Origin of the sequence: Flavobacterium sp. FlaQc-48, assembly GCF_044007335.1 — a bacterium.
Lineage (GTDB): Bacteria > Bacteroidota > Bacteroidia > Flavobacteriales > Flavobacteriaceae > Flavobacterium.
Map to the genome: position 1 here is coordinate 124,489 of NZ_JBIPCR010000003.1, position 25,345 is coordinate 149,833.

The window sequence follows — 25,345 nt, forward strand, 5'->3', positions numbered from 1 at the left end:
GTTTTTGTTTCACAGAGATTCACGAAGATTTTCGCAAAGATTCACGGAATGGGTATAAAGTTTTTTCGCCATGAATTCACGAATTTTTTTTAATGATTGAGAAAAAAAATCATGAATTCGTAGTTAACTTTTATAATTAAGGAATCTTAAAACTTCCATATACCGTAAAACTGAAAATAGTTAAAGTTCTGCTCAAAATTGATGACATATCGCGCGCCCAGACTCGGTCCGATTCTCGCGAAGCCTAAAGTCAGGTCAAATAAAACACCTGTTTTTAAATTGACAAACGAGTTTTTAACAGTGCTTGATTCGGTTCTTGTATCCATTAAAAACTGATCAGTTCCGCCTTCAAAACTTTCAATTTTCCTGGTCTGGTTTTGTTCAGATGAAACATCAAAATTAGCCTGTACACCGGCACCAACTCCAATATAATTATTAATGTTATATCGGATCAAAACAGGTACTTCCCAGTTTACAGTTTTGTTTTCTATAGTAGTTGTGGTTCGCTGGAGTTGTTTTGTGCCGTTTGGTCCCACAACTGTCTGATCAGTTACTTTTGCGCCGTTTTCGTATTTGTTGATGGCATTTAGCCATTCGGCCTGCCAGTAAAAACGATACGATTTAAAAGGTGAAATTGTGGCGCCCACAAAATAACTGGTCGATTTTTCGAGATCCGGATAAAGGTTATAACCTGCTTTTGCGCCAATAGAAATTCCGGGTAAGAATCGGGTAGTAGCGTAGTTGGTAATTATAGGTTCGTTTTTATCAAAAATAATAGCGGTCCTGCTTTTGGTTTTTACTTTGTGAAAGTCTTCGGCAAATTTCATGGAGTATTTGACAAAACCTTTTGTACTGTCTTTTTCGTGTACATTTTTTTGTTCACTTCCAGGCAGATAAATATTTTTGAACGTAAAAAAGATTTGATTTTTTTTGATGATCGTATCCAGACAACTTATGGTTGGTACTTCGCCTTTTGGACAAATGGGGCATTTTGGGTACATATCTTCTACCTGAAATGTTTTCTTGTCAAACATATCCGGAATATCAGTTTCAAGTCTTATCATTCTCGCAGGACCTTCGCCATTGTTTTGGAAACGGGTTTTAAAATTTACTCGTTTAAAACGTACCAGTCTGTAATTCATAAAACTTCCGTTAGAGCCCATTTTGTTAGGATCATGAGAGGTTACGATTTCCATTTCGAGGTTTTTTACCTTGTGGTTTTTATAACTGCGATTCGGGACAAAAATACCGCGCATCGTAACGGTTGCGCTGGTGTCCCTGATCATTTCGGGAGTCGTTTTAAAAGTATAAAACACATTTCGGGTTTCACCCGGATTGGCATCGTCAAATTCTAAAATAGAAACATTATGATAAGTTTTATTAGCATCTAATAAAGAGGCGTCGAGATCTTCCTCGGTAGTGGTATTTCTGTATTTTTTAGTTTTGAAACTGTTTTCGGCGGAAGCCAGATAAGTAGTAGAATCATCCAGATCGTTAACAGAAGCAATCGTTTTTTCTTTTACTTCACGTTCGTTGGCATAGGTTCTAAAATCGACCAATTCGAAATTGTTATTTTTAAATTGTTTCTCATTATAGAACAAGTACAATTTTCCACTTGCAACATAATTCTCTAAGTTTTGATAACCTGCCACGACTACCATTTCCTGATCCGGAATTGGATCACAGTTTTTTATAAGGGCAAATCCGTTTTGGTCAGCGATTGAAGCGATGTCTTTATAATTGGTATCTGTAATGTCGTTTACAGCGACTTTTTTTGGTCGCGTTGCCGGAGGTTTTCCGTTGTCGTAATTGTTGGTTACGGCAAGTCTTGTGGTATATGTTCCTTTGTTTTTATAGACGTGTTTGGGTTCGGCTTCTTTGCTGTAATGCCCGTCACCGAGTTCCCATAAATAGGAATAGCTTGGTTTTGGTGCACCTGCAATAGGAATTAAAGGTGGTGTTTCGGGTTTATACGTAACCGTGTTTCCGTTTTGAATAAAAACAATATTAGCTCTTCGGGTTATGGTGTCTTTTACTTTGGTTTGTGCGAAAGAGGATATAGAAAAAAGAATAAAGAGAATAGATGATAGTGGTTTCATAACTAAATATTTTGGGTTCTAAAATAATTAGAATTAACCTGTTAGGTGCAATTCGTAAAGATTTAATTTAACATATAGAAACATAGATTTTTATTCTTTTAAATAAAGATTAAAACAAATGATACATCATTTACACATAGCGATGCCCACTTAAATAAGCGAAACGCCTTTTTTGATTATGTAAATCTATGTTTCTATGTGTTAAAAATAATTACAATTAGTTCAGAATTAAATTTGAAAACTGGAATAAATGTAAAAAAAAGTGATGAGCAAATCACCACTTTTTCTTAAAAGTATTTTTGTAAGTTACTGAATAGCATTGATTGCCGCTATTAGTTGAGCTTCGGTACCGACTATTGTTTCGGCTAAAGTAAAGGTGTAAACATCGTTTGCTGCAACGGTTACGGCTTTGATTGCATAACGCCATTGACCATTAGATTCGGTTACAAAAATCACGTGACATTTTAAACCAATTGGGATTTGCCCGTAGTGTTCACTAAATAATCCGGCTGTTGTATACGTGTCTAATTTAGCAAGAGCATTTGTTCCTTCGCCATCATAAGATAAGTAAACTGCGCTATTGTTGTTGTCGTAACCATCAGGAGCATCAACAAGAAGAGTAGTTTTAGGTCTTGGGTCACTGTAAAAACGGTCTACGTTTGTCCATCCAAAGTTTCCAAAAGTTACATAATAATTAGTTCCTTCGCCTTGTACTCCCCCTTTTCCACCGCCAGTTCCGTCAGCATTTGGTTTGTTTTCTCTCCAGGCCAGTTCTCCATTGTCATCAATTGTACCGTTCCATAAAGTCATTGCATTGTCCAGTCCATCTGTTAAAGCTGTTGGTACAATTAAATTCATAGTACAAGACGTTTTAAGTTCAACACCGCCCTGAGTCGCTTTGATAAAGAATTCTCCTCCTGAAATCAGCAGGTTTTTCTTTCCATCAGCGGTAACTCCCATGGTGGGTTTGTTGGTTACCAACATAGTTCCCTTGTCAAAAAGTTCGATGTATTCGATATCAACTGCTCCGGTTACGGCAACTCCGTTTTTAGTCAGGCAATCTCCGTTGATGTTTAATTTTACTCCTTTGGCAGAGGTTATGGTTTTTACACCATCTCCGGCCATGATGGTAAATCGCTGTTTGGTTGAAGATACCCCTTTTTCGCTAATGCTTCTAAAGGCTGCCCCGGTTGGAGGAATAATCGTGTTGTTGTCATCGCCATCGCTATTGTCGCAGCTGATGAAAGTGATAACTGATAAAAATAAAAGCCCGAATTTTTTAAAGTTTGTGTTCATGATTTCTAATTTTTATAAATCTGTCCTGATAGTTTCAGGTGGTTTTCAGATTCTGGTTAATTATAGTTTTTATATTCTGATATCAATTTGGGTTTGATATTGTTACCCTTGTTTTTAAAATTTATTTTTATACTACTATATCAGATGGCTTATAAAAGTGTTACCCCTGTTTTTGTTTTTTTTTTAATTTATGCTGAAAGGCATTTGTCTTCAAATAGATTTCCGTCTTCATCTACAGCAACGAGAATGTTTTTTTTTCGTGAAAACGTAATACTTACATAAATCCAGACAATGGACCAAAGTCCGAATGTGATACAGGTAAGAAACAGGTGTAAGGAATGTCTAATGGCTTTTTTTTCTTTGGATAAAACCACATACGGTAATTTTTCATTTTGTTCTGTGATCACAAAACCATTTCGTTTTTTGGCCAAAATCATTTGGTTAAACTGAGCCAGGTTTTTTTCGTCTATAAATTGATACGTTTCCATTTCTCTTAGTTTTTTGATGGTTTTTAGAAAAAGTTTTTTCCAGAGATTAAAAAATCTGTAACAATCTGTTTAATCTGTGGGCTAATTTTTTATGATATTCTAAATTGATCTTTATTCCTCTTAAAAGACTTTTGTTACGTTATATCAACTTGATTTGTTAATTGTTACCCTATAAGGTGAAATTTATTTACAATTGTTTTTTAAATTAGCTACAAAAAGTTTTTTTATGGGCCAAAGTAAAATTCATCCTGACCAAATGTATATTGAAGGACTTGCTGCGAATGATTCAGCAATTATTCAGACGATTTATAAAAAGTTCGTTCCCAAAGTGGTGATGTTCGTTATGAACAATTCAGGAGATAAGGAACATGCACAGGATATTGTTCAGGAAATCATGATTTTGCTTTTTAATCAGGCCAAAGCCAATACACTACAATTGACTTGCCCGTTCGATGCTTACTTTTTTTTGTTGTGCAAAAGAAAATGGCTTAACGAACTCAAAAAAACATCCAATAAAGGGGTAACAATTAATGAAGACGCAGTATCTATGAATGAATCTGCACTGGAATTGATTACACACACAGAAGAATTTGATGAAAAACAGCAGCTTTTTGATACAATGTTCCAGAAATTAGGAGATAAGTGCCAGGAGTTATTAAAACTGAGTTTCACCACCAAAACAATGGAAGAGGTGGCCGGGAAACTTAACGTAACGTATGGCTATGTTCGTAAAAAGAAGTCGTTATGTGTGGGACAGTTAACACAGTGGATTCAGGAAGCCAAAAATTTTAAAACGCTAAAAAATAATTAGTCATGAACGAAGAACGCTATATATTATTCGATCAATATCTTCAGGGAGAAATGACTGTTGAGGAAAGAAATAGTTTTGAGAATCAATTGTCTGAAGATCATGAATTGGCTTCAGAGTTTGAAACTTTCAAAGAAGTACAGTCGCATCTTAAAAATAAATTTGAACATGAAGACGAAAGAGAAGCGTTTAAAGCCAATCTAACGGCCATTTCAGACAAACATTTTAATACCAGTAAACCAAAAGTAGTCTTGATGCGACCTTGGTATTATGCCGCTGCCGCATCGATTATTATTTTATTTGGATTGTTCTTTTTTGATTATAATAATCCTTCTTTTGATGACTATAATAATCCGGAAACAGCTTCATTTGTAGAAAGAGGCGATTCAGATGCAGCTTTAAAAGAAGCGCAAACAGCCTTTAATGATGGGAAATACACAACAGCAATTCCGCTTTTTGAAGCAATTTTAAAAGAAAACAATACACCCGAAATTCAATATTTTTACGGAGTTTCTTTACTGGAAGAAAGTAAATACACAAAGGCCGAAACTGTTTTTAATGGGTTAATATCAGGAACATCAGTATATAAAGAAAAAGCAAAATGGAACCTTGCCTTATCGAAACTGAAACAAAAAAAATATGCAGCATGTAAGGAAGTCTTGCAAACCATTTCGCAGGATTATGAAAACTATGACGATGTTGAGCATCTTTTGGATGAGTTAGATTAAAAAGAGGATTCCACAAAAGACAGGGAGATTCGCAAAGAAGTAAAATGCTTTGCGGATTTTTTTTGCAGCAAACTTTCATAGCTTAAAACTTTGATAAAATAGGGCCACATAAAAAAAGCGACCATATAAGTCGCTTTTTCTATTTAGTTATTCAACATCTAAATAAGGATTTAAAATTTCGGCTAATTCATTCAGCCAATAAAAACCATCTTCGAGATTTGTTTTCTCGATCAAAATGGTTTCACATTCTCGCATCATACCTAAGGCAAGAACATAATTTTGTCTTCGGATTGTTTTTGCCATACTTATAGGATCTACTGATTTGTTGAAAAAATCAATTAGCCTCGTTTCGGCTTCTTTAGAAAGCGTGTTTGTACTCATAATCACTGTGTTTAGGTAAAAAGCCCGCGTGGCTTAGATGTCCTACGCCACAATGAGCGCTGCAGTTGTTTCCAATACCGCCACCATACCACAACGGGCAAAAGTTTTTTCTGTGTCATAATTCACTGTGTTTAGGACTGCAAAGATATCAAAAAACGTGGTGTTTAGGCATGAATTAAAAAAAGTTATGGGTAATTAATTCTTACATTTTAATTTGCTTATTGTTGCGGGTTTCTACTCAGATCATCCTGACAAAAAAGAAAAAAATCCGTGTTCATCCGCACTTTTACGCAGTGAATCCGTGTTATCCGTGTGCCATTGCGTTCAATTTTAGAAATAAGAAAAAATCCGTTTCAATCCGTGTTTTCACGAAGTGAATCCGTTTCATCCGCGTGCCATCACATTCGCATTGGGAAAGTGTTTAATATTATCGTAATTTTGAACCTTTAAAAAAAAATACGATTCACTTTGACACCTATAATTACTGATACCCATACCCATTTATATTCTGAAGAATTCGATCAGGATCGCGACGAAATGATGCAAAGAGCCATAAATGCCGGAGTAACACGCTTTTTTATTCCTGCTATCGATGCCGCTGCAACACAGTCGATGTACGATTTAGAGCAAAATTATCCGGATTATGTATTCCTCATGATGGGTTTGCATCCCACTTACGTGAAAGATAATTACGAAGACGAGTTGAAACATGTAGAAACCGAACTGGCAAAAAGAAAGTTTTATGCCGTTGGCGAAATCGGAATTGATTTGTATTGGGATAAAACACATCTTAAAGAACAGCAAATCGCTTTTAAAAGACAAATTCAGTTAGCCAAACACTATAAATTGCCTATCGTGATTCATTGTCGTGAGGCTTTTGATGAAATTTTTGAAGTGCTGGAAGAAGAGAAATCAGCTGATTTGTTTGGGATTTTTCATTGTTTTTCCGGAACCTATGAGCAGGCGCTTCAGGCAATATCTTACAATATGAAATTGGGAATTGGAGGAGTCGTAACGTTTAAAAACGGAAAAATCGATCAGTTTTTGAACCAAATTGACCTGAAACATATCGTTTTGGAGACCGATTCTCCTTATTTAGCACCAATTCCGTATCGCGGAAAAAGAAATGAGAGTAGCTATTTGGTAAATGTTATTAGCAAATTGGCTGATATATATGATGTTTCTGAAGAAGAAATTGCAACAAAAACAACGCAGAATTCTAAAGACGTTTTTGGGATTTAATCTGTACCTTACAATAGTTTAATTTTTTTTTTGTTCTTTTGCCCACTTAAAACCAATATAAATAATGCAGAAATTTGATGCCATTCGACCTTTTTATGATTCTGAAATAAATGAAGCACTTCATGATGTTGTCAATCACCCGATGATGAAAACCATGATGAACTTTACTTTTCCGGAAGTAGAAGATGAGGTTTGGAAAGAGCAGCTTAAGAAAACACATTCGATTCGTGATTTTCAATGCAACTTTATTTATAATACCATACAAAAGGTTCTGGAGAAAAGCTCGGAAGGACTTACTACTTCAGGATTTGAGAAACTGGAAAAAAATACTTCTTATTTGTTTATCTCTAATCACAGAGATATTCTTTTAGATACAACCTTATTAAACGTTTGTCTTTTTGAGCATGGTTTAGTCATGACCGCATCGGCGATTGGTGATAATCTGGTTAAAAAAGCGTTTTTAAGCACTTTGGCAAAACTAAATCGAAACTTTTTGGTTTTAAGAGGTTTAACGCCAAGAGAAATGTTGCAAAGTTCGAAATTGCTGGCAGAATATATGGGGCAATTGTTGCTTCGTGAAAATCGTTCGGTTTGGATTGCACAAAGAGAAGGAAGAACAAAAGACGGAAACGACGAAACCAATCCCGGGGTTTTAAAAATGATAGGAATGGGTTCTGATGAAGCCAATTTGATGGATTATTTTAAGAAATTAAAGATCGTTCCGGTTTCTATTTCATACGAATACGATCCTACAGATGTGCTGAAAATGCCACAATTAATGGCAGAAGCAAACAACGAAGTTTACGTTAAAGATAAAAATGAAGATTTCATGACCATAATAAGTGGTATCATGGGAACTAAAAAAAGAATACACATTTCTGTTGGAGATGTTCTGGATACTGAAATTGATCAGATTGTAGCCGAAAACGACAACGCAAACAAACAAATTCAGGCTCTTGCACAAGTTATCGATGATTCTATTTTGAAGAATTACCAATTATGGCCAACTAATTTTATTGCGTACGACATTTTAAACGAAACAGATAAATTTTCTCATTTGTATAAAGAAAATGAAAAATCACTGTTTGAGCGTCGTTTAGAAATGCGTATCGGAAGCGATAATCCTGTTACAAGACAAGGTTTTCTGGCTATGTATGCGAATCCTGTAGTCAATAAATTAAAATACCAAGATGTCATCTAAAGCTAAAATACTGCTAATTTATACCGGTGGAACCATTGGTATGAGCAAAGATTTTGAGACGGGCGCACTCAAAGCGTTCAACTTTGGAAAATTATTGCAAAAAATTCCTGAAATCAAACAATTAGATTGTGAGATTGAAACCGTTTCATTCGAAGAACCAATAGATTCATCGAACATGAATCCCGGAGAATGGACAAAAATTGCAGAAATCATCGAGCAAAATTATCTTACATATGATGGTTTTGTAGTGCTTCATGGTTCAGATACCATGTCTTACTCGGCGTCAGCATTGAGTTTTATGCTCGAGAATCTGGCAAAACCAGTAGTGTTTACAGGTTCTCAGTTGCCAATAGGTGATTTACGTACCGATGCCAAAGAAAACCTGATTACAGCAATTCAGATTGCATCGTTACAAGAAAACGGAAAACCGGTTATCACCGAAGTTTGTTTGTATTTTGAATATAAACTGTACCGCGGAAACCGAACTTCAAAAGTAAATGCTGAACATTTTAAAGCTTTTACAGCGCCAAATTATCCTGAATTGGTAGAATCTGGCGTTCATCTTAAACTAAACAGACATTTATTTCTTCCTATAAAAGAAAACGCGAATTTGATTGTTCATAAAGACTTAGACAATCATGTTGCCATTATAAAAATGTTTCCCGGAATGAGCGAAGTTGTTTTGTCTTCGATTCTGGCTATTAAAGATTTAAAAGGAATTGTATTAGAAACTTACGGTTCAGGAAATGCCCCAACCGAGGATTGGTTTTTGAATTTGATTCAGAAAGCCATTCAGTCTGGTTTACACATCGTAAACGTAACGCAATGTTCCGGCGGAAGTGTCAATATGGGACAATATGAAACCAGTACAGTCTTAAAATCTCTTGGTGTTATTTCAGGAAAAGATATTACTACAGAAGCTGCCATTACAAAACTAATGTATTTGTTGGGGCATAATATTCCAAAAGAAGACTTTAAAACCATTTTTGAAACGGCGCTACGCGGGGAGATTTCGCTTTAAAATTTTTCAACATATATAAGTGATGTGCGTTCATTTAAAACAAAAAGTAGATAGATATCGCTTTGTCATCCTGAGGCACGAAGGATCACACTAGAAACGAGACAAAGATTGTCGATTTTGATTGCGGAGCTACTTGTGTAATCCTTCGTACTTCAGGAGGACAAGATGGCGAATTAATTTTTATATCGAACCTCACAAGTTTCAAACTCTTCCTGAGAACTACGATTTTTGTAGTACACATACACAATTACAGAAATGATAGAGATTACGCCCTGAATCGCAACCGTATTTCTGGTTCCTATTATATGGGAAACATAACCAATAATCAAGCTTCCCACAGGAATCATTCCCTGATAGGCCATCATATAATAACTAATACTTCGGGATCTCATCGTTACAGTACTTTGTGTCTGAACATAAATGTTTATAGATGAGGTTTGGGCCATCATGCCTACACCGCTCAATGCCATGCAAATAAGCGCGACAGTCAGACTATTTGAATAAGCCAGTATAATGATACTAAAACCTAATAATAAACTCGCAGCGATCATTATTTTGCCCATGTTGTCAGATTTTTTAAGATTGGCCAGGTAAATCGCAGATAAAATAGAACCAATTCCTGCGGCACTTTCGAACCAGCTGAACGTTTGGGCGTTTCCGCTAAAAATATCTTTGGCAAAAACAGGCATTAAAGTATTGAAAGAAATCACGAATAAACTGCTGCACATTAACATCAAAAGCATTTTTGCCATTTCACTTTCTTTTCTAACGTAATCTAAACCTTCAATAAAATCATCATACATTTTAAGTTTATCGGTAGCTTTAATATGCGGAGTGATTTTCATCATGAATAAGGAGATTAAAACGGGGATGTAGCTTAAGAAGTTTCCAATAAAACAAATGTCTTCACCATATTGATGCAGAATAATTCCTGCCAGAGCGGGACCTGCAATTCGGGCGAAATTGTTTAAGGTCGAATTTAGCGCTACCGCATTGGGCAAGTCTTCTTTATTATCGACAATATCAATCATCATCGTTTGTCGGCAAGTCATATCAAAAGAATTTATAATTCCCTGAAAAAGGCTTAATGCCAGAATAAAATTGATATTGTAAATTTTCAGATAAATTAATAAAGCCAAGGCTCCTGCCTGAAACATGGCCAGAGATTGTAATAAAATCATGGCTTTGTGTCGGTCATATCGGCCAATAATGCTTCCGGCCAAAGGTGCCAGAAATAAAGACGGAATCATGCTTAAAAAAGTCGCTAGTCCTAGTAAGAAAACAGATCCCGTAATGCTGTAAACCATCCAGCTTACAGCCGTTTTTTGAAGCCAGGTTCCAATTACAGAAACAGATTGTCCGTAAAAGAATAACTTGAAATTTTTTGATTTTAGCGCTTTAAACATGATGCCTGATATTTTTTTACAAAGTTCGGGATTATGATTTCATTAGAAAAATTAATAATTTTACTGATAATAAGTATTTAAACTTATCAATATGGAAATTTATCAATTAGAATATTTTATTAAAACCGCTGAAGTGCTGCATTTTACAAAAGCTGCTGAGTTGTGTTTTGTAACGCAATCCGGTTTGTCACAACAAATAAAAAAACTGGAAGAAGAACTCGGAATGCCTTTGTTTATAAGGATTGGCAAAAAAGTTCAGCTCACCGAAGCCGGATCTGTTTTTCTCATTCATGCCAAACAAATTATCGAAAATGTACAAAGTGGTAAGCAGGCGATTGATGATTTAAACCAAATGATTGGCGGAGAACTGCGAATTGGCGTGACCTATATTTTTGGGCTTTTGGTTTTGCCCATTGTCAATTTATTTGCCAAAACCTATCCAAATTTAAAAATTGTCGTAGAGTATGGTTCAACAGAACCTCTAGAAACTAAATTACTCAATAACGAATTAGACCTGGTTTTGGTAATTTCGTCCAAAGAAATAAAACCAACTATTCAGAAAATTCCATTATTTAGGTCGAATCTGGTAATGGCGGTTGCAAAAACACATCCATTGGCAGTTTTAGATAAAATTTCGTTTAGAAAAATAGGCGATTATCCGCTTGTTTTACCTGTAAGAGGATTTAGTTCGCGCGAATTTCTGGATGAATTGTTTTTAAAAAATAATATGAAGCCTAAAGTTTCAATTGAATTAAATGCTGTTCATGCGCTTTTGCAATTGGTAGAAGAAAGCGATTGGGTAACCATTGTAACCGAAAAAGCCCTAAAAGGCTGGGATAACTTAAAAGCAATCGCTATTACAGGAGTTCCTACGCAAAGAGATTCGTTTATGTTAACGATCGAAGGAGCGTATCAAAAAAAGGCTGTAAAGCTCTTTATGGAAGAATTTAGAAAAAGTATGTAAACTAATGTGTGATTTTGTTTTTCTAAGTCAGATTTTTTTATGTTATTTGCAGACCAATTTAGAGAGGTGTCCGAGTGGTTGAAGGAGCTAGCCTGGAAAGCTAGTATATGGGTAACTGTATCGAGGGTTCGAATCCCTTCCTCTCTGCAAAATAAAAAAGAGATTTCAAATTTGAAATCTCTTTTTTTTATAATAGACTATATTTTATAATAGACTTATTTCCCTTTTAACAATTTCTCCAAATATTCGTTTTTGTCTTTTTCAGACTGAAGCAAACGCTCATAAAGCTTTTCTTTTTCTTCGTAAACCTCAATTAATTTATCTAAAGGATTAAAAGTACAATCATTATAATGTTTGTTAAAAGCTCCATGATCGTAAATGTTATTAAAATAATTGATTACAGCTTCTTCCGAAAAATTTTTAATTGCTTCAACAGTCATTCCAAGTGCTTTTGCCACTTCTTTAAGTTTATCTTCTTCTATGTTTTCACTGTTTTCTATAGCAGAAACGGATTGCTGAGATATACCTAAAGCCTGTGCAAGTGCTTCTTGTTTCATGTCTTTAAGTTCACGAATACGGCTTATTTTTCGCCCTATATGATATGGTTTGGTTGTTGCGCTCATAAATCAAAGATATTTAAAATTTTAGAGAAAAATAAATTTTAGTAAAAAACAGGCTTGTTTTTGTAAGATACGGTTTTCATTATTATACCACCGGAATATAAATATCAAATTTGGCTCCGTGATGCAATTTGCCGGTTGCTGTAATTACTCCGTTGTGGTTTTCGATAATTTTTTTTGCAATGGCAAGACCAATTCCTGTTCCTTTATAATCAGCTTTATTATTAAGTTGCTGAAACATTTCGAAAACACGGCTTTCAAACTGCGGATCAAATCCAATACCATTATCGCTAATAATAATATGGCAATAATCTGTCGAAGATTTATTTCTCTTCGTTTTAGGTTTTGTATAAAGACTTTCTACGGTAATATGAGGTGCTTTTTCTTTTATAGAAAATTTTAGAGAATTACTGATTAAGTTGCCTATTAATTGGTGAAACTGTGACGGAATGATATAAGCGCTACAATCTCCTGATATTTCGATAACTGCTTTTTTTAAATTTATTTCTGTTTTTAAATCTTCCAGGACTTTATTTATAACATCATTGACTTTGATATTTTCAAATTTCTTTTCGGTTACACTGGTTCGCGAATAGTTCAATAAATCGTTAATAAGGGCCTGCATGTGAAAGGCAGCAACTTCGATGCGGTCAAAATAATATTTTCCTTTTTCTGTTAGATTTTGATGTTCATCTGTAGTGATCCGGTTCGAAAAAACCTGTATTTTTCGTAAAGGTTCCTGAAGATGATGACTGGATATATAAGTAAATGCCTGGAGTTCGTTGTTGGCAAGAATTAATTCGGCTGCGCGTTTTTCTTTTTCATTGTTTTGAAACGTAAGTTCTGTATTGGCTATAAGAAGTTCAGCGGCACGTTTTTCTTTTTCCTGATTTTGATAAGCGAGTTCTGCATTTGCAATAACAAGTTCAGCCGCTCGTTTTTCTTTTTCATTGTTTTGAAACGTAAGTTCTGTATTTGCGATAAGAAGTTCAGCGGCACGTTTTTCTTTTTCCTTATTTTGATAGGCCAGTTCTGCATTTGCAATAACGAGTTCAGCAGCGCGTTTTTCTTTTTCTTTATTCTGAAAGGTCAATTCTTTGTTTGCAATAACCAATTCAGCAGCACGATCTTCTTTTTCTTTGTTTTGGTAAGCAAGTTCTGCATTCGCAATAACAAGTTCAGCGGCACGTTTTTCTTTTTCTTTATTTTGAAAGAGAAGCTCAGAATTGGCAATACTGAGTTCATCTGCACGTTTTTGTTTTTCATTATTTTGATAAGCCAATTCCCTGTTAGCAATCACAAGTTCGGCAGCACGATTTTCTTTTTCCTGATTTTGATAAGCCAGTTCGGCATTGGCTATAACCAGTTCAGCAGCACGTTTTTCTTTTTCTTTGTTTTGATAGGCAAGCTCTGTATTGGCAATAATGAGCTCTGCGGCACGTTTTTTTCGCTCTTCTATTTGTTGCGCAAGTCTTTTATTAACAAGCAACAGTTCGTCGTGATGATTTGTTTTCCGTTCTGGAGAAGTATTGCTGTCAGGCGGAATAATCTTTTTTTCACTCATGTTTTCTCACGCATTTATCCAAATATAACCTAACTGAGCTAAATGTCTTTGATTTAAATATAATAACTGGATTTATAAGAGATAATTGGTGGAATTGCTCATAACATACAATTTTTATTATAGGTTTTTTCTTGTATTTTAATTATTGTTTTGATAAATAAAAACCCCTTGTGCAGAATTCATAAGGGGTTTGTTTGTATAGGAATAGAGTTTTTTACCTAGTTAATAAATCAGAGGATATTTCGTAACTAGCCGAATACTGGAGATTTTCGCCACTTTCTTTGAATTTTAAGAATGCTTTTCGATACCATTTCGGATCTGAGTTAAAATCTTCGGCTGTCATGACATCATAAAACGCTCCATTTTTCCAGGGTTCAATTCCTAAAATTTCAATACCAAGTTTTTCTATTCTATCGAGAAGTATTTCAAAATCATCTTGAGAGAAATAATATATTGATTCAGAATCAAATCCGTTGTTAAGATTTTCAAGTCCAATAAAAACATTTTTTATTAAATAATTTAGTTTGTCCATTTCAATATTTTAAAACACACACATGTTATCAAGTATAATATTTTTTTAAGAAATTTTTAAATGCTGCTTCATAATTTTTACGCTTAAATTTTAGCATTTTTATTAATTTTGTATCTGGATGAGTATTGTTGTTATCATCTTCAAATCGAATATCAGACCAGTAAAAATAATCACTATCAAAATCTATTTCACAGGAAATAACGCCGCAATAATCGCTTCCACAATGACATCGATATAATACTATTCGATCTGTTTCAAATTGATTATTAGGTTTTTCATTGCATAAATATATATTAATAGCTCGTTTTTTGAATTTTAAAACATCATATTGAGGAAATTTTAATTTATCAATTTCTATAAGATCTAAGTCAAAATAAGAGAATCGAAGATCTTGTAAACGATCAATATTTAATAATTTAGATAATTGTACATCATTGATAAAAAAATCAAATAGGATGTTGTTTCTTATGGTTTGAATTTTTCTTATTTCAAATTGACAAACATTCTTCATTGGTTTGTTTTTTTAGAAAACAAAAGTAATACCTCTCCTTTATTTGTATTACTTTAATAAGTTTTTAAAATGTCATTTAAAGCTTAATCTCAAACAGACTAAAAGAACCTTCTTTATAATGCTCCGGTAATTCGCTTGTCCATTCGATAGTACTGATTCCTTTATAGTCAAAGCCACAACTTGTGTAATATTGGTTTATTCTTTCGTTTCCGCTATGTGTGTCAAGACGAATGTATTCCTTATTGTTTTCTCTGGCGTATGTTTTCACCCATTCGATGATTTTCTTAACATAGGATTGTCCCCTGAATTTTGGATTTGTAGCAATACGATGAAGATATACTGCCGGATCTGCACTGGCTTCTTTCCAGATAATTAAATCATTAAAAGTAAGCACAAAGGTACAGGCAACTTCATTTCCTTCTTTGATGATAAAATGACGGTTTTCTGCGATTTCTTTTTCTATTAGGGCTCTTTCAAAACCTCTCCAGCTTTTATTGTTGACAGTTTTTTGATACGATGTGGCTTCATTATAGATGTCGAAAACAGCATCGATATCTTCTTTTGTAGTTTTAAAAAATTCCATTATAAAGGGTATTCTGTAGATTAATCAATCTTACAAAGGTAATTTTTCATTGACTTAAAGCGGGTAAAAATTTTAGATTTAACTTTTTTTATCCTCGTTCAGCCAAACCACATTTTGCTCTGATACGTGATTTTGTCCAATAATATCGCGGTATAGTTCTGGTCTTCTAGCCTTTATATAGCGACTTCCTCCGGCCTGCACACATTTTTCAGGAGTAATTATCGCAGTTGCAAAAGAGTCATCAAAAGAGCGGCATTCGGCTAAAATATCTCCAAAAGGATCCACAATCATCGAACAGCCATTTTTTAATTGATCATCGTCCATACCAATCGGGTTTGAAAATACAGCATAAATGGCATTGTCATACGCTCTTGCCGGTAACCATTTCATTAGCCAGTCACGCCCTTTCATTCCATCAAACTCTAATCGTAAGGAAGTGGGATCTGCTTCTCGGTTTTCCCAAAGTTCAGGTGCCACAAAACCGGCACCAGGTCGGGTCGAAGGCGTACACATGGTAACGTGTGGCATGAAAATAATATCAGCACCCAGAAGTTTTGTGGCACGCACGTTTTCGATAATGTTATTGTCGTAGCAAATTAAAATTCCGCATTTCCAGCCTTTAATTTCAAAAACACAATAACGATCTCCAGGCGTTAAATAAGGATTTATAAACGGATGCAGTTTTCTGTATTTAGCCACCAGACCATTTTTGTCGACACAAACATAAGCTTTGAAAAGATTGTCATTTTTATCCTTTTCAAAAAGTCCGGCCAAAATTACAATATCATTATTTTTGGCAATTTCAGTAAGTTTTAGAATGCTTTCTCCCGTTGGAATAATTTCAGCTAAATCCAGCATTTGTTCTTGCGATAAATGCCTTGCAAATGTATATCCGGTGATAGAACATTCATGAAACGAAATGACATCACAGCCTTCATTTGCTGCTTTTGCAGAAAGTTTTTCGATTACCGATAAATTATAATTTTTGTCACCGCTTTTATTCTCGAACTGAGCCGTGGCTATTTTTAGATTTTTCATATTGTACGCTATTAATGAAAGTCAAAATTAGTGTACACCATGTGCTGTAAATTGTATAAAACCGACATTTTTAAAGTATGAATGCAGGCGAAGTTTTGATGAGGTTGTTGGTTAATTTTCCGGTACTAACTAAATATTCCTTAGGAGTTATTCCGGTATGTTTTCTAAATTCTTTTATCAAATGAGATTGATCAGAGAATCCTGCATCGTAACAAATCGTTGTTAGATTGGTTTCATCGGATTTATCTTTTAGTAGTTTTAAGAAATAATGTAGCCGTATAACGTTTCCAAATTTTTTTGGGTTTAACCCAATGCATTCTTTGAACTTTCTTTCCAAATGTCTTTCAGTATAACCTGTATAATCTACCAATTGTTTTAGAGTGAAATCTCCTTTATGGGCCACAATAAAATCCAACGAATGATTGATGATAAACTGATTTAAAACTGGTTTTGTCACGATTAAAGCGCTGAAAAACTGATTTAAAAGTTTAACTCTTTCCTGATTATTTTGTTCTGATAATTTTTCCTGAAGTATACCAATTTTTCGACCAAATACATCTTCAACCGGAATAATAGAATCCTGAAATTCATTGGCTGGAATTCCTAATAATTGATGAATTCCGTTGGGCTGAAAAACTACAATTATTAACGAGATTTCATTGTCAGAGTAAATATCCTTAAAGCCATCGAGTTGCCCATATATAAAAGAAGCGGGTAAATAATTTTTTACTTCATAATTATCAAGGCCCGAAATAAGTTTACTTTTCAAGGAGAATACAAGACCGGTATTGCCATCAGAAAATAAACGAAGTTTCTGTATAGCAGTTTCATTATGATCTAAAAACAGATAATGTTTAATGTATGGCGATAATTCTTTTGAGGGTATGATCTGCATAAAGATATTCTATAATAAATCTCGAAAAGCATTTATACAAATTTAGAGATATTAATCCTGTAAAATCACTTTTACTTTAGGTAAAATACGGTCTACAAATAAAGCATAAGCAGCTGCTGAAGGATGTAAGCCATCGGTAGCGACTAAATTTGGATTTTCAAGACCTTTTTGGGTAATATCTGTAATGGAGACAAAAGTTACGCCGTTGACTGTACAATAATTTTCTGCAAAAGAATTGTAACGATTGATTTCAGTTGAAATTCTGGTACCCTGACCTTGCATTTGTGTAGTTCCAAAAGGAGTATAAGCATAATCAGGAATTGAAATAACGAGTACATTTTTCCTATCACCCTTCGCAAGTGTGATTGCTTTTTTTACTAATTCGGGAAATTCTTTTTCATAAACAGAAAAATCTTTTCCCTGATATTGATTGTTAACCCCAATTAAAAGTGTAACCAAATCATAATTAGGATCTGGATTTTGATTATTTATTGCTGCAATCAAATTAGAAGTAGTCCAGCCAGTGGTAGCTATTACTTTTAATGAAAAGTTAGTTTGAGCATAAATTGCTTTTAAACTTGCTTTTAATTGTTCAGGATAACGACACGTTTCACAAACGCTTTGACCAATAGTGTAACTATCACCTAAGGCTAAATAATTTATTGTGCCCGCAAGTGGGGTATTAGGAAGCTGTGTCGCTGGAGGAATAGGAGTTTCTGAAGTCGTTTCTTCAGAACTGCAGCTTAAAAGGAATATAGAAAGGATAACGATAACTATTTGTTTGAAATGAGGTTTCATAATTTATAAAAATTAAATTTCGGTTCATTCTAAACAAATAGTTACGTTGAATAGCTTGTTTTGGTTTTTATACCATTTCTGTTTTCATCAGAATTTCTTCTTCAATAGCATTCCAGAGTCCGATTCGTTTTTCTAATGCCAAAATCGAAATTTCTTCAACTTCCTTCCATTTTTGAGCATCCTCTTCACATAAATCAGCGATCATTTGCATGGCCATTGGTCCATGTTCGTCAGCATCCAGTTCAATATGTCTTTCGAAATAATAAAGTAATTTACTCAGATCCGTTTCAGGAAGATTTTTTTGAAAGTTTTTCAGAATGGCGGTGAACATACTCGGAATCAGGTCTTCTCTTCCAAAAGTAAACGCAGCAGCAATCTGATGAGGTTTTCCTTCTTCAATAACTCTAAAGGTAAAATCTAAAAATGCTTTTACGTCAGGATGTAATGAGCTTTGTTTTATGGCTACAAAAATATTATGCAGCGAATTTACTTCAGATAAAAAGGCAGTGATTCCGTTTGTATCTGCGCCACAATCTTCCATTGCTTCAATATACATTTCGTAATGACTTTGTCTTCTTCCGTCAATAGTCAAATCTGTTTCTTCGGCAAGAACAATTTCGTTGATTAAATATCTTGTTTCGGGATTTTTTGTTGCAAACCAAGGCGTTGTAGTACAGGTAAGTTTGGCTTGTAAAGCTTTTAATAATGACATAAAATCCCAAACAGCAAATACATGGCTTTCCAGGAAAATATGCAAGTCATCAATGCTTCGGATTTTATTGTATAAAGAATGTTGTAAAAGTTGGTCTTTTTGAGGTTGAATGCTATTGTTGATAGTTTCAATGTTCATTTTCGTAAATTTTGTGCAAATATAAAAAGCTTCTCGGTTAGAAGAAGCTTTTTATATTGTTTTTGTATATATTTTAATAGTTGTTTACTATTTAAAAGCTGGAATCCCAGTTACATCCATTCCCGTAATCAATAAATGAATGTCATGAGTTCCTTCATAAGTAATAACACTTTCAAGATTCATCATGTGGCGCATAATCGAGTATTCGCCTGTAATTCCCATTCCGCCCAACATTTGTCTGGCTTCGCGTGCGATATGAATAGCCATATCAACATTATTACGTTTTGCCATCGAAATTTGTGCAGTGGTTGCTTTACCTTCGTTTCTCAAAACGCCTAAACGCCAGGTGAGTAATTGTGCTTTGGTGATTTCGGTAATCATTTCGGCTAATTTCTTTTGTTGTAATTGAGTACCTCCAATTGGTTTTCCAAACTGGATTCTTTCTTTGGCATAACGCAAAGCGGTATCGTAACAGTCCATTGCGGCTCCTATTGCTCCCCATGCAATTCCGTATCTTGCTGAATCTAAACAGCCAAGCGGAGCGCCTAATCCTGATTTATTAGGTAAAAGATTCTCTTTTGGGACTTTAACATTATCAAAAATCAGTTCTCCGGTTGATGATGCGCGAAGCGACCATTTGTTATGTGTTTCAGGAGTTGTAAACCCTTCCATACCACGTTCTACAATTAAACCATGAATTCGTCCTTCTTCATTTTTTGCCCAAACAACAGCAATATCAGCAAATGGGGCATTAGAAATCCACATTTTTGCTCCATTTAAAAGATAATGATCACCCATATCTTTAAAATTAGTAATCATGCTTCCCGGATCAGAACCGTGATCAGGTTCGGTCAAACCAAAACAGCCCATAAATTCTCCTGTAGCAAGCTTTGGTAAATATTTTATACGTTGTTCCTCATTTCCGTATTTCCATATCGGATACATTACTAAGGAAGACTGAACAGAGGAGGTTGATCTTACACCAGAATCACCCCTTTCAATTTCCTGCATAATTAATCCATAAGATATTTGGTCTAATCCGGCACCTCCATATTCAACCGGAATATAAGGTCCGAAACCTCCAATTTCTCCTAATCCTTTTATAATTTGTTTTGGGAATTCTGCTTTTTGAGCAAATTCTTCAATAATTGGAGAGACTTCTCTCTTAACCCAGGCACGGGCAGACTCACGAACTAATTTGTGTTCATCTGTCAATAAATCGTCAAGGTTGTAATAATCCGGGGCTTGAAATAAATCTGGTTTCATTTTTGATAGTTTTACAAAACAAATTTACGTAATAAAAATATAACAAAACAATGTTAAAATGTTATATTTTTATAAGTGTTAATAAAGAAAAATAGTATAAACACAAATTAATTTTAGTTTATTGAAAATTTATAAGCTATTTTTGAGATTCAAAAAATAAACTAAATGAGGCTGATCATCTCTTTTTTACTTTTTTTTGTTCTGAATAGTGCCTTTTCGCAACAAAAAAGTGCTTTAACAGAACAGGAATATGTAGTATTACAAGATAAAATACGATTAAATATTAACGTAAATGTCGATAGCGCTTTTGTATATGCCAATAAAATGGCAAAATCTAATAATTACAAACATTTGGTTTTTTCAAATGGGGCATTGTCGTATTTATATCAGCTAAGAAGAGATTCTAAAAAATCTAAAGAAAAATACAAGCTGGCATTTCAGTATTTGGATAAAATGCCGGAATCAAGAGATAAAGTACAGCTTAAGTCTTATCTATATAATTATGGAGGATTGGCAGAATGGAAGAGAGGTAATTTTAGTGCAGCGATAGAAAATTATCAGCAAGGCATGAAACTTTCGATAGAAATTGGAGACATCATTCAAATTGTAAAATTTAAAAATAATATTGCTTCAATAAATGATGCTGTTGGGAATTACAGGCTGGCTATTAAAAATTTAAGACAATTAAATGATTTTGTTGATAAAAATGAAAATGTTTACACCCGGGAACAATTCTTAAATAATAAAAGTAATATTAACCTGAGTTTAGCCAGTTCCTATGAAAGCTATTATGTAAAAAATTTGCAGCAGAAATTCCTATTGGACTCAGCTGAATATTTTTACAAAAAAACAATTAGTTATTCGCAAAATTTCACAAACAATAAGATCGTCGCAAAATTAAGTCTGGGTAACATCTATACTTTTGTGAAAGATTATAAAAATGCCGAAAAAACGTATTATGATATAGTGTTTTTGGCCCATCAAAACAATACACCTGAATTGCTTTGCTCAGCAAATTATAACTTAGGAGATTTATATTTTACCACAAAAAAATACGATAAAGCATTGGTCTTTTTTAAAAAATCAGACTCCATTGGTGCTATAACCAAGACAAATCAGGTAGATTACTTAAAATCGAATTATTATCAGGCAAAAATTTACAATATTCTTAAGGAGCCGGATTTGGCTTATAAGCACTCAAAGATTTATTTGGATAATTATGAAAAATCGGAAGCAAAATTAAATGATCAGGTTTTAGAAGTAAATTACAAATTGGGTGTTGGAGATTTAACCGATGAGATGGTTACCATTCAGGAAAAATATAAATATGAAGTTTTTTTAAATAAAGCTTTGAAAGTTTTTTATGTCATTTTATTTGTGACCATCGTGTTTTTATTAATCAAGAATATAAGGGATAAAAACAAGGCACATAAAAAGATGAATGCTTTAATTGAAGAGTTTAAGGCTAATTTAGAGAAGAAAAATAACCCTGAAATTGAAGAAATAATACCCGAACCGGAAGAGGTTCAGCTTAAAAAAGAAAATGTTAACCTAAGTATTGATGAAGCTAAAGAAAATAAGATAGTAGAGAAGTTACTAGCTTTAGAAAATAAACTGGAGTACCTGCATGCTGATTTTACTTTGCCTTATGTCGCTAAAAAAATAAAAACAAATACGACCTATTTATCCTATGTTGTAAATAAGAGATTTGGTAAATCGTTTGGAGAATACTCGAACGAACTTAAGATTAATTACGTAATTAATGAAATGATTACAAATCATATGTATCGTAAATATTCAACGCAGGCTATAGCAGAAAGTGTTGGATTTAAAAATGCTGTTTCTTTTGCCAAATCATTTCGCAAAAGAACTGGAGTATCTCCAGCTCAGTTTGCGAATAATATTTAATAAAATCTACCTGATGAATCTTTTATGAAGGAAATTGATTTTTAACCATTTCCATTTCCTTGTCCTTTTGTAGGCTCATCATCATCATCGCCACCGCGAACAGCTTTTTGTTGATTTTTTGATAATTGTTCTACTTTAAAATCTTCGAATTTTACTTTACAATCTTTCATGTTTATTTTGTTATTTGTTGATTAATTCTATTATTATTTATTTTTTTTTGGATCATTTCCGCCGTCTCCAAGAATAAATCCTTGTTGGTTTTAGGATAATTTTTCTACTATAAAAGCTTCAGTTTTTAATTTATAGTCGATTATAAATTTACTTTATTGCTGGTTGGTTACTACCATTACCATTTCCTTTTGTTGGCTCTTCTCCATCTCCTCCGCGAACTGTTTTTTGTTGTTGTCTGGATAATTTTTCTCCCTCAAAATTTTCGAATTTTAATGCTTGATTTGTCATGTTTTTATATGTTAGGGTTATTGATTTATCAAAACTAGACAAAAAGAAAAACCCTTAATCGAGAATAGGGTTTTGAGCGTTTTAGAGAAAATAAAATCAATGTAATTAACTGGTTTGCAATTGATTAAATGTTTTATTCAGACTGATATAATTTATAAATTGTATGTAGTATAATTAATAAAATGTATGCATATGCCACTTTTTTTCCAATAAAAACAACAATATTTGCATTGTAATTGTGATTTTAAAGATTCGAAAAGATGTTAAAACTTGTCCAAAAATTTCTACAAATAAATAGATACTCGGAGATTAAAAATGAGTTTAAGGATCTGTTTCTTTCTCATCCAAATTATCCTAGTTTATTTGCGATAACAGATTCTCTTGATTTACTATCTGTTGAGAATGCTGCGGTAAGAGTTTCGAAGGAACAAATAGTAGATTTGCCATCGAATTTTTTAGCTTATTTTAAGGAAGAACTTATATTGGTAGAGAAGGCTAAAAATTTCGTTCGTATCAATACTATTAAAAAAGGAAGTTTAAAAATGTCATATGAAAAATTTCTTCTGGACTGGAACGGAGTTGTTGTGGCGATAGAACCCAATAATGTAATTGCCAGAGAGAACTTAAAAGTTGAATTCAGCTGGTTAAAATATGGTTTGCCTCTTTTATTAGTAACCGGATTATCTTTTTTCTACAATACCTATAACTTGTTTAGTATTGTTTTTTTAATCACTTCAATTTTAGGATTTGTAGTAAGTGTTTTTATAGTTCAGGAAAAATTAGGTTTTAAAAATAGTATAATATCAAAATTTTGTAATCTTAGTTCAAATTCATCATGTAATTCAGTGATTAATAACAATCAGACAAATGAGAATAAATGGATTAGCCTTCCGGATTTACCATTAATATTTTTTAGCTCAAGTTTGATTGCTATTTTGGTTCAGCCTTTAAGCTCATCCATATTCGTTGGTTTTTTAAGCTTGCTGGCTATTCCCATTATAGTGTCATCCATTTGGATTCAAAAATTTGAAATTCAAAAATGGTGCGTGATGTGTTTAATGGTTTCATCTTTGATTTTTGTACAGAGTGCTATCTGGTTTGCATCAGATTTGTTTACGTTGAGTTTTAGTTTTACAGAGATTTTTCCATTCCTGTTGTCTGTAGTTGTTCTTGTTCCGACATGGTTGGTTTTAAGATCCTTAATAAAGAATGTTTTAAGTAGTGAAAACGCTCTTAAAGAGATGAAGAAATTTAAAAGAAATTACTCTTTATTGAATTTTTTATCAAAAAAAGTACCTCACATAAAAGGACTTGAAGATTTAAGAGGCCTAAATTTTGGAAACAGAAATGCGGTGGTTAAGCTTTCGGTAATCATAAGTCCGAGTTGCGAAAATTGTCATAAAACATTTCAGGAAGCATTCGATTTAGTTTTGAGATTTCCAGATAAGATTTATTTAAATGTCTTATTTAATATTAATCCTGAAAACATTGATAATCCTTACAAAATCGTGGTTGAAAGACTATTAACGATAAACAGATCAAGTCCCGGAAAAACGGTTGAAGCAATTTCAGACTGGCATATCAAAAATATAGGGCTGAAAAAATGGCTAAAAAAATGGCATGTAGATTCGGTAAGTATGATGATTAATCAGGAAATACAAAAGCAATATGAATGGTGTTCTAAAAATGATTTCAATTATACTCCTGTAAAAATTGTAAATGAGAGATTGTTTCCTAATGAATATGATTTAAGTGAGTTAAAATATTTCTTAAATGATTTTATAGAAGAAGTTGAGGTTTTAGAAAAAACAGCATAATCTGAAAAATAGACAGAAGTTTTTGACTGTCATTAATTATTCAGAGTTATTAACACAAAAAAACCATAGTTATGTTAGAAAAATTTTTAAAAAACGAAGGGACAGAAAGGTTGAGCGTGGAAGAACAAAAAAGTATAAATGGGATTTATTCCCCTGAGTTTGATTGTAATAATAATCCCGCCACTGATAAAGAGTATGCTTGCTAATTTAGATCATTTTAAAAATGGTAACAGAGAACTTTTGTCTCTCTGTTATCATTAAATAAAGAAGTATGCTAAAGAAGATTTTGAATTTAGATAATGCTCAGCAAATAAGTAAAAGTGAGCAAAAAACGATAAAAGGAGGAATTCCTGAATGTTGGATATATGCAATCGAGACCGGTTGTGTTTTAGTACCTGTAGGCGGCACTTGTCCTGTAAATACAATGCCAGGTATTTGTGATACAAGCCGTCTTTGTTGTTAATTTTTAACCTTTTTTAAAAGTAATACAATACAGCCTTTTTTAGAATTTAGTCATGTTTTTTTTAATTTGTAGGCGCTCGATCGTGGAACATTGAGCAATTTCCCCACATTGATGATTGGTGTTGGGATTCTTAGGAAAATTGGTCACTGAGTTGATTTTATTTGGTTAGGGTTAACCAGTGCCATGTCCTACAGAAATTGTATTTCTTATAATAAAGTTTTTAAATACTTAATAGAGAGGAAAATTATTTCCTCTCTATTTTTTTTGCATATATAAAAATAATGCGACAATGAATACTTTTTTCATCAGAAGCAAAGATTTTAAAAGACTACTTTCGGATCCAAAAAAATATTGCTTTGGCGAATTTAATTTTGTGTGAGATGATTTAATATTTAGGGAATCTGTAT

At 33.5% G+C, this 25,345-nt stretch carries 26 protein-coding genes, 1 tRNA gene and 2 pseudogenes; 12 read left to right on the forward strand and 17 right to left on the reverse strand.

Translation table 11 applies throughout. From position 1 onward, the window contains the following. Window positions 1-146: 146 nt before the first annotated feature. From ACHRWY_RS05885 to ACHRWY_RS05895, 3 genes are all read right to left on the reverse strand, one after another. Window positions 147-2,099 carry a PKD domain-containing protein gene (locus ACHRWY_RS05885; protein WP_395353320.1) on the reverse strand — a complete coding sequence of 651 codons (1,953 nt, stop codon included), beginning with the start codon at window positions 2,097-2,099 and terminating at the stop codon, window positions 147-149. A 306-nt stretch (window positions 2,100-2,405) separates the two neighbouring features. Continuing rightward, window positions 2,406-3,395 (reverse strand): hypothetical protein, encoded by a 990-nt coding sequence (locus ACHRWY_RS05890; protein ID WP_395353321.1) that lies wholly within the window; start codon window positions 3,393-3,395, stop codon window positions 2,406-2,408. 188 nt (window positions 3,396-3,583) lie between these two features. After that, on the reverse strand, window positions 3,584-3,883 hold the full coding sequence (locus tag ACHRWY_RS05895; RefSeq protein WP_395353322.1) for a hypothetical protein: 300 nt from the start codon (window positions 3,881-3,883) through the stop codon (window positions 3,584-3,586). Window positions 3,884-4,109: 226 nt separating this feature from the next. On the opposite strand from ACHRWY_RS05895, the gene ACHRWY_RS05900 reads away from it, so the two are divergent. Then, window positions 4,110-4,694: an RNA polymerase sigma factor gene (locus ACHRWY_RS05900; protein ID WP_395353323.1), complete on the forward strand. Its 585-nt coding sequence runs from the start codon at window positions 4,110-4,112 to the stop codon at window positions 4,692-4,694. A 2-nt stretch (window positions 4,695-4,696) separates the two neighbouring features. Then, a complete protein-coding gene (locus ACHRWY_RS05905; RefSeq protein WP_395353324.1) occupies window positions 4,697-5,419 on the forward strand; it encodes a tetratricopeptide repeat protein in 723 nt (240 codons plus the stop codon). Between the two features lie 147 nt (window positions 5,420-5,566). Here the strand turns inward: ACHRWY_RS05905 and ACHRWY_RS05910 are convergent, their stop codons facing one another. Next, entirely contained in the window at window positions 5,567-5,800 is a 234-nt protein-coding gene (locus ACHRWY_RS05910; protein WP_395353325.1) for a hypothetical protein, read from the reverse strand. Between the two features lie 468 nt (window positions 5,801-6,268). Between ACHRWY_RS05910 and ACHRWY_RS05915 the strand changes: the two genes are divergently transcribed. The 3 genes from ACHRWY_RS05915 to ACHRWY_RS05925 all read left to right on the forward strand — a co-directional run bounded on the left by ACHRWY_RS05915 (window position 6,269) and on the right by ACHRWY_RS05925 (window position 9,264). After that, window positions 6,269-7,042 (forward strand): TatD family hydrolase, encoded by a 774-nt coding sequence (locus tag ACHRWY_RS05915; protein ID WP_395353326.1) that lies wholly within the window; start codon window positions 6,269-6,271, stop codon window positions 7,040-7,042. A gap of 64 nt (window positions 7,043-7,106) precedes the next feature. Beyond that, window positions 7,107-8,243: a 1-acyl-sn-glycerol-3-phosphate acyltransferase gene (locus ACHRWY_RS05920; RefSeq protein ID WP_395353327.1), complete on the forward strand. Its 1,137-nt coding sequence runs from the start codon at window positions 7,107-7,109 to the stop codon at window positions 8,241-8,243. Continuing rightward, window positions 8,233-9,264, forward strand: a complete 1,032-nt coding sequence (locus ACHRWY_RS05925; protein WP_395353328.1) for an asparaginase — start codon at window positions 8,233-8,235, stop codon at window positions 9,262-9,264. The genes ACHRWY_RS05920 and ACHRWY_RS05925 overlap by 11 nt, the downstream gene beginning before the upstream one ends. Window positions 9,265-9,437: 173 nt before the next feature. Here the strand turns inward: ACHRWY_RS05925 and ACHRWY_RS05930 are convergent, their stop codons facing one another. Then, on the reverse strand, window positions 9,438-10,670 hold the full coding sequence (locus ACHRWY_RS05930) for an MFS transporter (RefSeq protein ID WP_395353330.1): 1,233 nt from the start codon (window positions 10,668-10,670) through the stop codon (window positions 9,438-9,440). A gap of 91 nt (window positions 10,671-10,761) precedes the next feature. Here ACHRWY_RS05930 and ACHRWY_RS05935 point away from each other — a divergent pair, with 91 nt between their 5' ends. After that, window positions 10,762-11,634 (forward strand): LysR substrate-binding domain-containing protein, encoded by an 873-nt coding sequence (locus ACHRWY_RS05935; RefSeq protein ID WP_395353331.1) that lies wholly within the window; start codon window positions 10,762-10,764, stop codon window positions 11,632-11,634. 60 nt (window positions 11,635-11,694) lie between these two features. Then, a tRNA-Ser gene (locus ACHRWY_RS05940) sits at window positions 11,695-11,781 on the forward strand. 68 nt (window positions 11,782-11,849) lie between these two features. Here the strand turns inward: ACHRWY_RS05940 and ACHRWY_RS05945 are convergent. The 10 genes from ACHRWY_RS05945 to ACHRWY_RS05990 form a co-directional block, all read right to left on the reverse strand. Next, window positions 11,850-12,257 (reverse strand): helix-turn-helix domain-containing protein, encoded by a 408-nt coding sequence (locus tag ACHRWY_RS05945; RefSeq protein WP_395353333.1) that lies wholly within the window; start codon window positions 12,255-12,257, stop codon window positions 11,850-11,852. Between the two features lie 82 nt (window positions 12,258-12,339). Beyond that, window positions 12,340-13,818 carry an ATP-binding protein gene (locus ACHRWY_RS05950; RefSeq protein ID WP_395353334.1) on the reverse strand — a complete coding sequence of 493 codons (1,479 nt, stop codon included), beginning with the start codon at window positions 13,816-13,818 and terminating at the stop codon, window positions 12,340-12,342. Between the two features lie 214 nt (window positions 13,819-14,032). Then, the gene (locus ACHRWY_RS05955) at window positions 14,033-14,350 is read right to left on the reverse strand and encodes a hypothetical protein (protein WP_395353335.1); all 318 of its coding nucleotides are present in this window, start codon (window positions 14,348-14,350) and stop codon (window positions 14,033-14,035) included. Between the two features lie 28 nt (window positions 14,351-14,378). Beyond that, window positions 14,379-14,861 (reverse strand): hypothetical protein, encoded by a 483-nt coding sequence (locus ACHRWY_RS05960; protein WP_395353336.1) that lies wholly within the window; start codon window positions 14,859-14,861, stop codon window positions 14,379-14,381. Window positions 14,862-14,937: 76 nt separating this feature from the next. Next, window positions 14,938-15,444 carry a GNAT family N-acetyltransferase gene (locus ACHRWY_RS05965; protein WP_395353337.1) on the reverse strand — a complete coding sequence of 169 codons (507 nt, stop codon included), beginning with the start codon at window positions 15,442-15,444 and terminating at the stop codon, window positions 14,938-14,940. Between the two features lie 78 nt (window positions 15,445-15,522). Beyond that, window positions 15,523-16,482, reverse strand: coding sequence for a nitrilase family protein (locus tag ACHRWY_RS05970; protein WP_395353338.1), 960 nt, complete (start codon window positions 16,480-16,482; stop codon window positions 15,523-15,525). A 70-nt stretch (window positions 16,483-16,552) separates the two neighbouring features. Beyond that, entirely contained in the window at window positions 16,553-17,377 is an 825-nt protein-coding gene (locus tag ACHRWY_RS05975) for a DUF6597 domain-containing transcriptional factor (RefSeq protein WP_395353339.1), read from the reverse strand. Window positions 17,378-17,428: 51 nt separating this feature from the next. Next, the gene (locus ACHRWY_RS05980) at window positions 17,429-18,175 is read right to left on the reverse strand and encodes an SGNH/GDSL hydrolase family protein (protein ID WP_395353340.1); all 747 of its coding nucleotides are present in this window, start codon (window positions 18,173-18,175) and stop codon (window positions 17,429-17,431) included. A 67-nt stretch (window positions 18,176-18,242) separates the two neighbouring features. Next, window positions 18,243-19,025, reverse strand: coding sequence for a DUF3050 domain-containing protein (locus ACHRWY_RS05985; RefSeq protein ID WP_395353341.1), 783 nt, complete (start codon window positions 19,023-19,025; stop codon window positions 18,243-18,245). A gap of 87 nt (window positions 19,026-19,112) precedes the next feature. Next, window positions 19,113-20,291, reverse strand: a complete 1,179-nt coding sequence (locus ACHRWY_RS05990) for an acyl-CoA dehydrogenase family protein (protein WP_395353342.1) — start codon at window positions 20,289-20,291, stop codon at window positions 19,113-19,115. A 567-nt stretch (window positions 20,292-20,858) separates the two neighbouring features. Between ACHRWY_RS05990 and ACHRWY_RS05995 the strand changes: the two are divergent. Next, a pseudogene (locus ACHRWY_RS05995) lies at window positions 20,859-21,371 on the forward strand (AraC family transcriptional regulator); the annotation flags it as partial. A gap of 585 nt (window positions 21,372-21,956) precedes the next feature. Next, window positions 21,957-22,199, forward strand: a pseudogene (locus ACHRWY_RS06000) (helix-turn-helix domain-containing protein); the annotation flags it as partial. Between the two features lie 41 nt (window positions 22,200-22,240). On the opposite strand, the gene ACHRWY_RS06005 reads toward ACHRWY_RS06000, so the two are convergent. Together ACHRWY_RS06005 and ACHRWY_RS06010 are read right to left on the reverse strand one after the other, a co-directional pair. After that, window positions 22,241-22,369, reverse strand: a complete 129-nt coding sequence (locus tag ACHRWY_RS06005) for an rSAM-modified peptide (protein WP_395353343.1) — start codon at window positions 22,367-22,369, stop codon at window positions 22,241-22,243. A gap of 148 nt (window positions 22,370-22,517) precedes the next feature. Next, window positions 22,518-22,658 carry an rSAM-modified peptide gene (locus ACHRWY_RS06010; protein WP_395353344.1) on the reverse strand — a complete coding sequence of 47 codons (141 nt, stop codon included), beginning with the start codon at window positions 22,656-22,658 and terminating at the stop codon, window positions 22,518-22,520. A gap of 260 nt (window positions 22,659-22,918) precedes the next feature. Here ACHRWY_RS06010 and ACHRWY_RS06015 point away from each other — a divergent pair, with 260 nt between their 5' ends. From ACHRWY_RS06015 to ACHRWY_RS06025, 3 genes are all read left to right on the forward strand, one after another. Beyond that, window positions 22,919-24,475, forward strand: a complete 1,557-nt coding sequence (locus tag ACHRWY_RS06015; protein ID WP_395353345.1) for a vitamin K epoxide reductase family protein — start codon at window positions 22,919-22,921, stop codon at window positions 24,473-24,475. 71 nt (window positions 24,476-24,546) lie between these two features. Beyond that, on the forward strand, window positions 24,547-24,681 hold the full coding sequence (locus ACHRWY_RS06020; RefSeq protein WP_395353346.1) for a hypothetical protein: 135 nt from the start codon (window positions 24,547-24,549) through the stop codon (window positions 24,679-24,681). Between the two features lie 65 nt (window positions 24,682-24,746). Next, window positions 24,747-24,938 (forward strand): hypothetical protein, encoded by a 192-nt coding sequence (locus ACHRWY_RS06025; RefSeq protein ID WP_395353347.1) that lies wholly within the window; start codon window positions 24,747-24,749, stop codon window positions 24,936-24,938. The last annotated feature ends 407 nt before the right edge of the window (window positions 24,939-25,345 follow it).

Coding starts and splice junctions, on each gene's coding strand:
- ACHRWY_RS05885 (WP_395353320.1), bottom strand. CDS start 2,099: ATGAAACCACTATCATCTATTCTCTTTATTCTTTTTTCTATATCCTCT.
- ACHRWY_RS05890 (WP_395353321.1), bottom strand. CDS start 3,395: ATGAACACAAACTTTAAAAAATTCGGGCTTTTATTTTTATCAGTTATC.
- ACHRWY_RS05895 (WP_395353322.1), bottom strand. CDS start 3,883: ATGGAAACGTATCAATTTATAGACGAAAAAAACCTGGCTCAGTTTAAC.
- ACHRWY_RS05900 (WP_395353323.1), top strand. CDS start 4,110: ATGGGCCAAAGTAAAATTCATCCTGACCAAATGTATATTGAAGGACTT.
- ACHRWY_RS05905 (WP_395353324.1), top strand. CDS start 4,697: ATGAACGAAGAACGCTATATATTATTCGATCAATATCTTCAGGGAGAA.
- ACHRWY_RS05910 (WP_395353325.1), bottom strand. CDS start 5,800: ATGAGTACAAACACGCTTTCTAAAGAAGCCGAAACGAGGCTAATTGAT.
- ACHRWY_RS05920 (WP_395353327.1), top strand. CDS start 7,107: ATGCAGAAATTTGATGCCATTCGACCTTTTTATGATTCTGAAATAAAT.
- ACHRWY_RS05925 (WP_395353328.1), top strand. CDS start 8,233: ATGTCATCTAAAGCTAAAATACTGCTAATTTATACCGGTGGAACCATT.
- ACHRWY_RS05930 (WP_395353330.1), bottom strand. CDS start 10,670: ATGTTTAAAGCGCTAAAATCAAAAAATTTCAAGTTATTCTTTTACGGA.
- ACHRWY_RS05935 (WP_395353331.1), top strand. CDS start 10,762: ATGGAAATTTATCAATTAGAATATTTTATTAAAACCGCTGAAGTGCTG.
- ACHRWY_RS05945 (WP_395353333.1), bottom strand. CDS start 12,257: ATGAGCGCAACAACCAAACCATATCATATAGGGCGAAAAATAAGCCGT.
- ACHRWY_RS05950 (WP_395353334.1), bottom strand. CDS start 13,818: ATGAGTGAAAAAAAGATTATTCCGCCTGACAGCAATACTTCTCCAGAA.
- ACHRWY_RS05955 (WP_395353335.1), bottom strand. CDS start 14,350: ATGGACAAACTAAATTATTTAATAAAAAATGTTTTTATTGGACTTGAA.
- ACHRWY_RS05960 (WP_395353336.1), bottom strand. CDS start 14,861: ATGAAGAATGTTTGTCAATTTGAAATAAGAAAAATTCAAACCATAAGA.
- ACHRWY_RS05965 (WP_395353337.1), bottom strand. CDS start 15,444: ATGGAATTTTTTAAAACTACAAAAGAAGATATCGATGCTGTTTTCGAC.
- ACHRWY_RS05970 (WP_395353338.1), bottom strand. CDS start 16,482: ATGAAAAATCTAAAAATAGCCACGGCTCAGTTCGAGAATAAAAGCGGT.
- ACHRWY_RS05975 (WP_395353339.1), bottom strand. CDS start 17,377: ATGCAGATCATACCCTCAAAAGAATTATCGCCATACATTAAACATTAT.
- ACHRWY_RS05980 (WP_395353340.1), bottom strand. CDS start 18,175: ATGAAACCTCATTTCAAACAAATAGTTATCGTTATCCTTTCTATATTC.
- ACHRWY_RS05985 (WP_395353341.1), bottom strand. CDS start 19,025: ATGAACATTGAAACTATCAACAATAGCATTCAACCTCAAAAAGACCAA.
- ACHRWY_RS05990 (WP_395353342.1), bottom strand. CDS start 20,291: ATGAAACCAGATTTATTTCAAGCCCCGGATTATTACAACCTTGACGAT.
- ACHRWY_RS06005 (WP_395353343.1), bottom strand. CDS start 22,369: ATGAAAGATTGTAAAGTAAAATTCGAAGATTTTAAAGTAGAACAATTA.
- ACHRWY_RS06010 (WP_395353344.1), bottom strand. CDS start 22,658: ATGACAAATCAAGCATTAAAATTCGAAAATTTTGAGGGAGAAAAATTA.
- ACHRWY_RS06015 (WP_395353345.1), top strand. CDS start 22,919: ATGTTAAAACTTGTCCAAAAATTTCTACAAATAAATAGATACTCGGAG.
- ACHRWY_RS06020 (WP_395353346.1), top strand. CDS start 24,547: ATGTTAGAAAAATTTTTAAAAAACGAAGGGACAGAAAGGTTGAGCGTG.
- ACHRWY_RS06025 (WP_395353347.1), top strand. CDS start 24,747: ATGCTAAAGAAGATTTTGAATTTAGATAATGCTCAGCAAATAAGTAAA.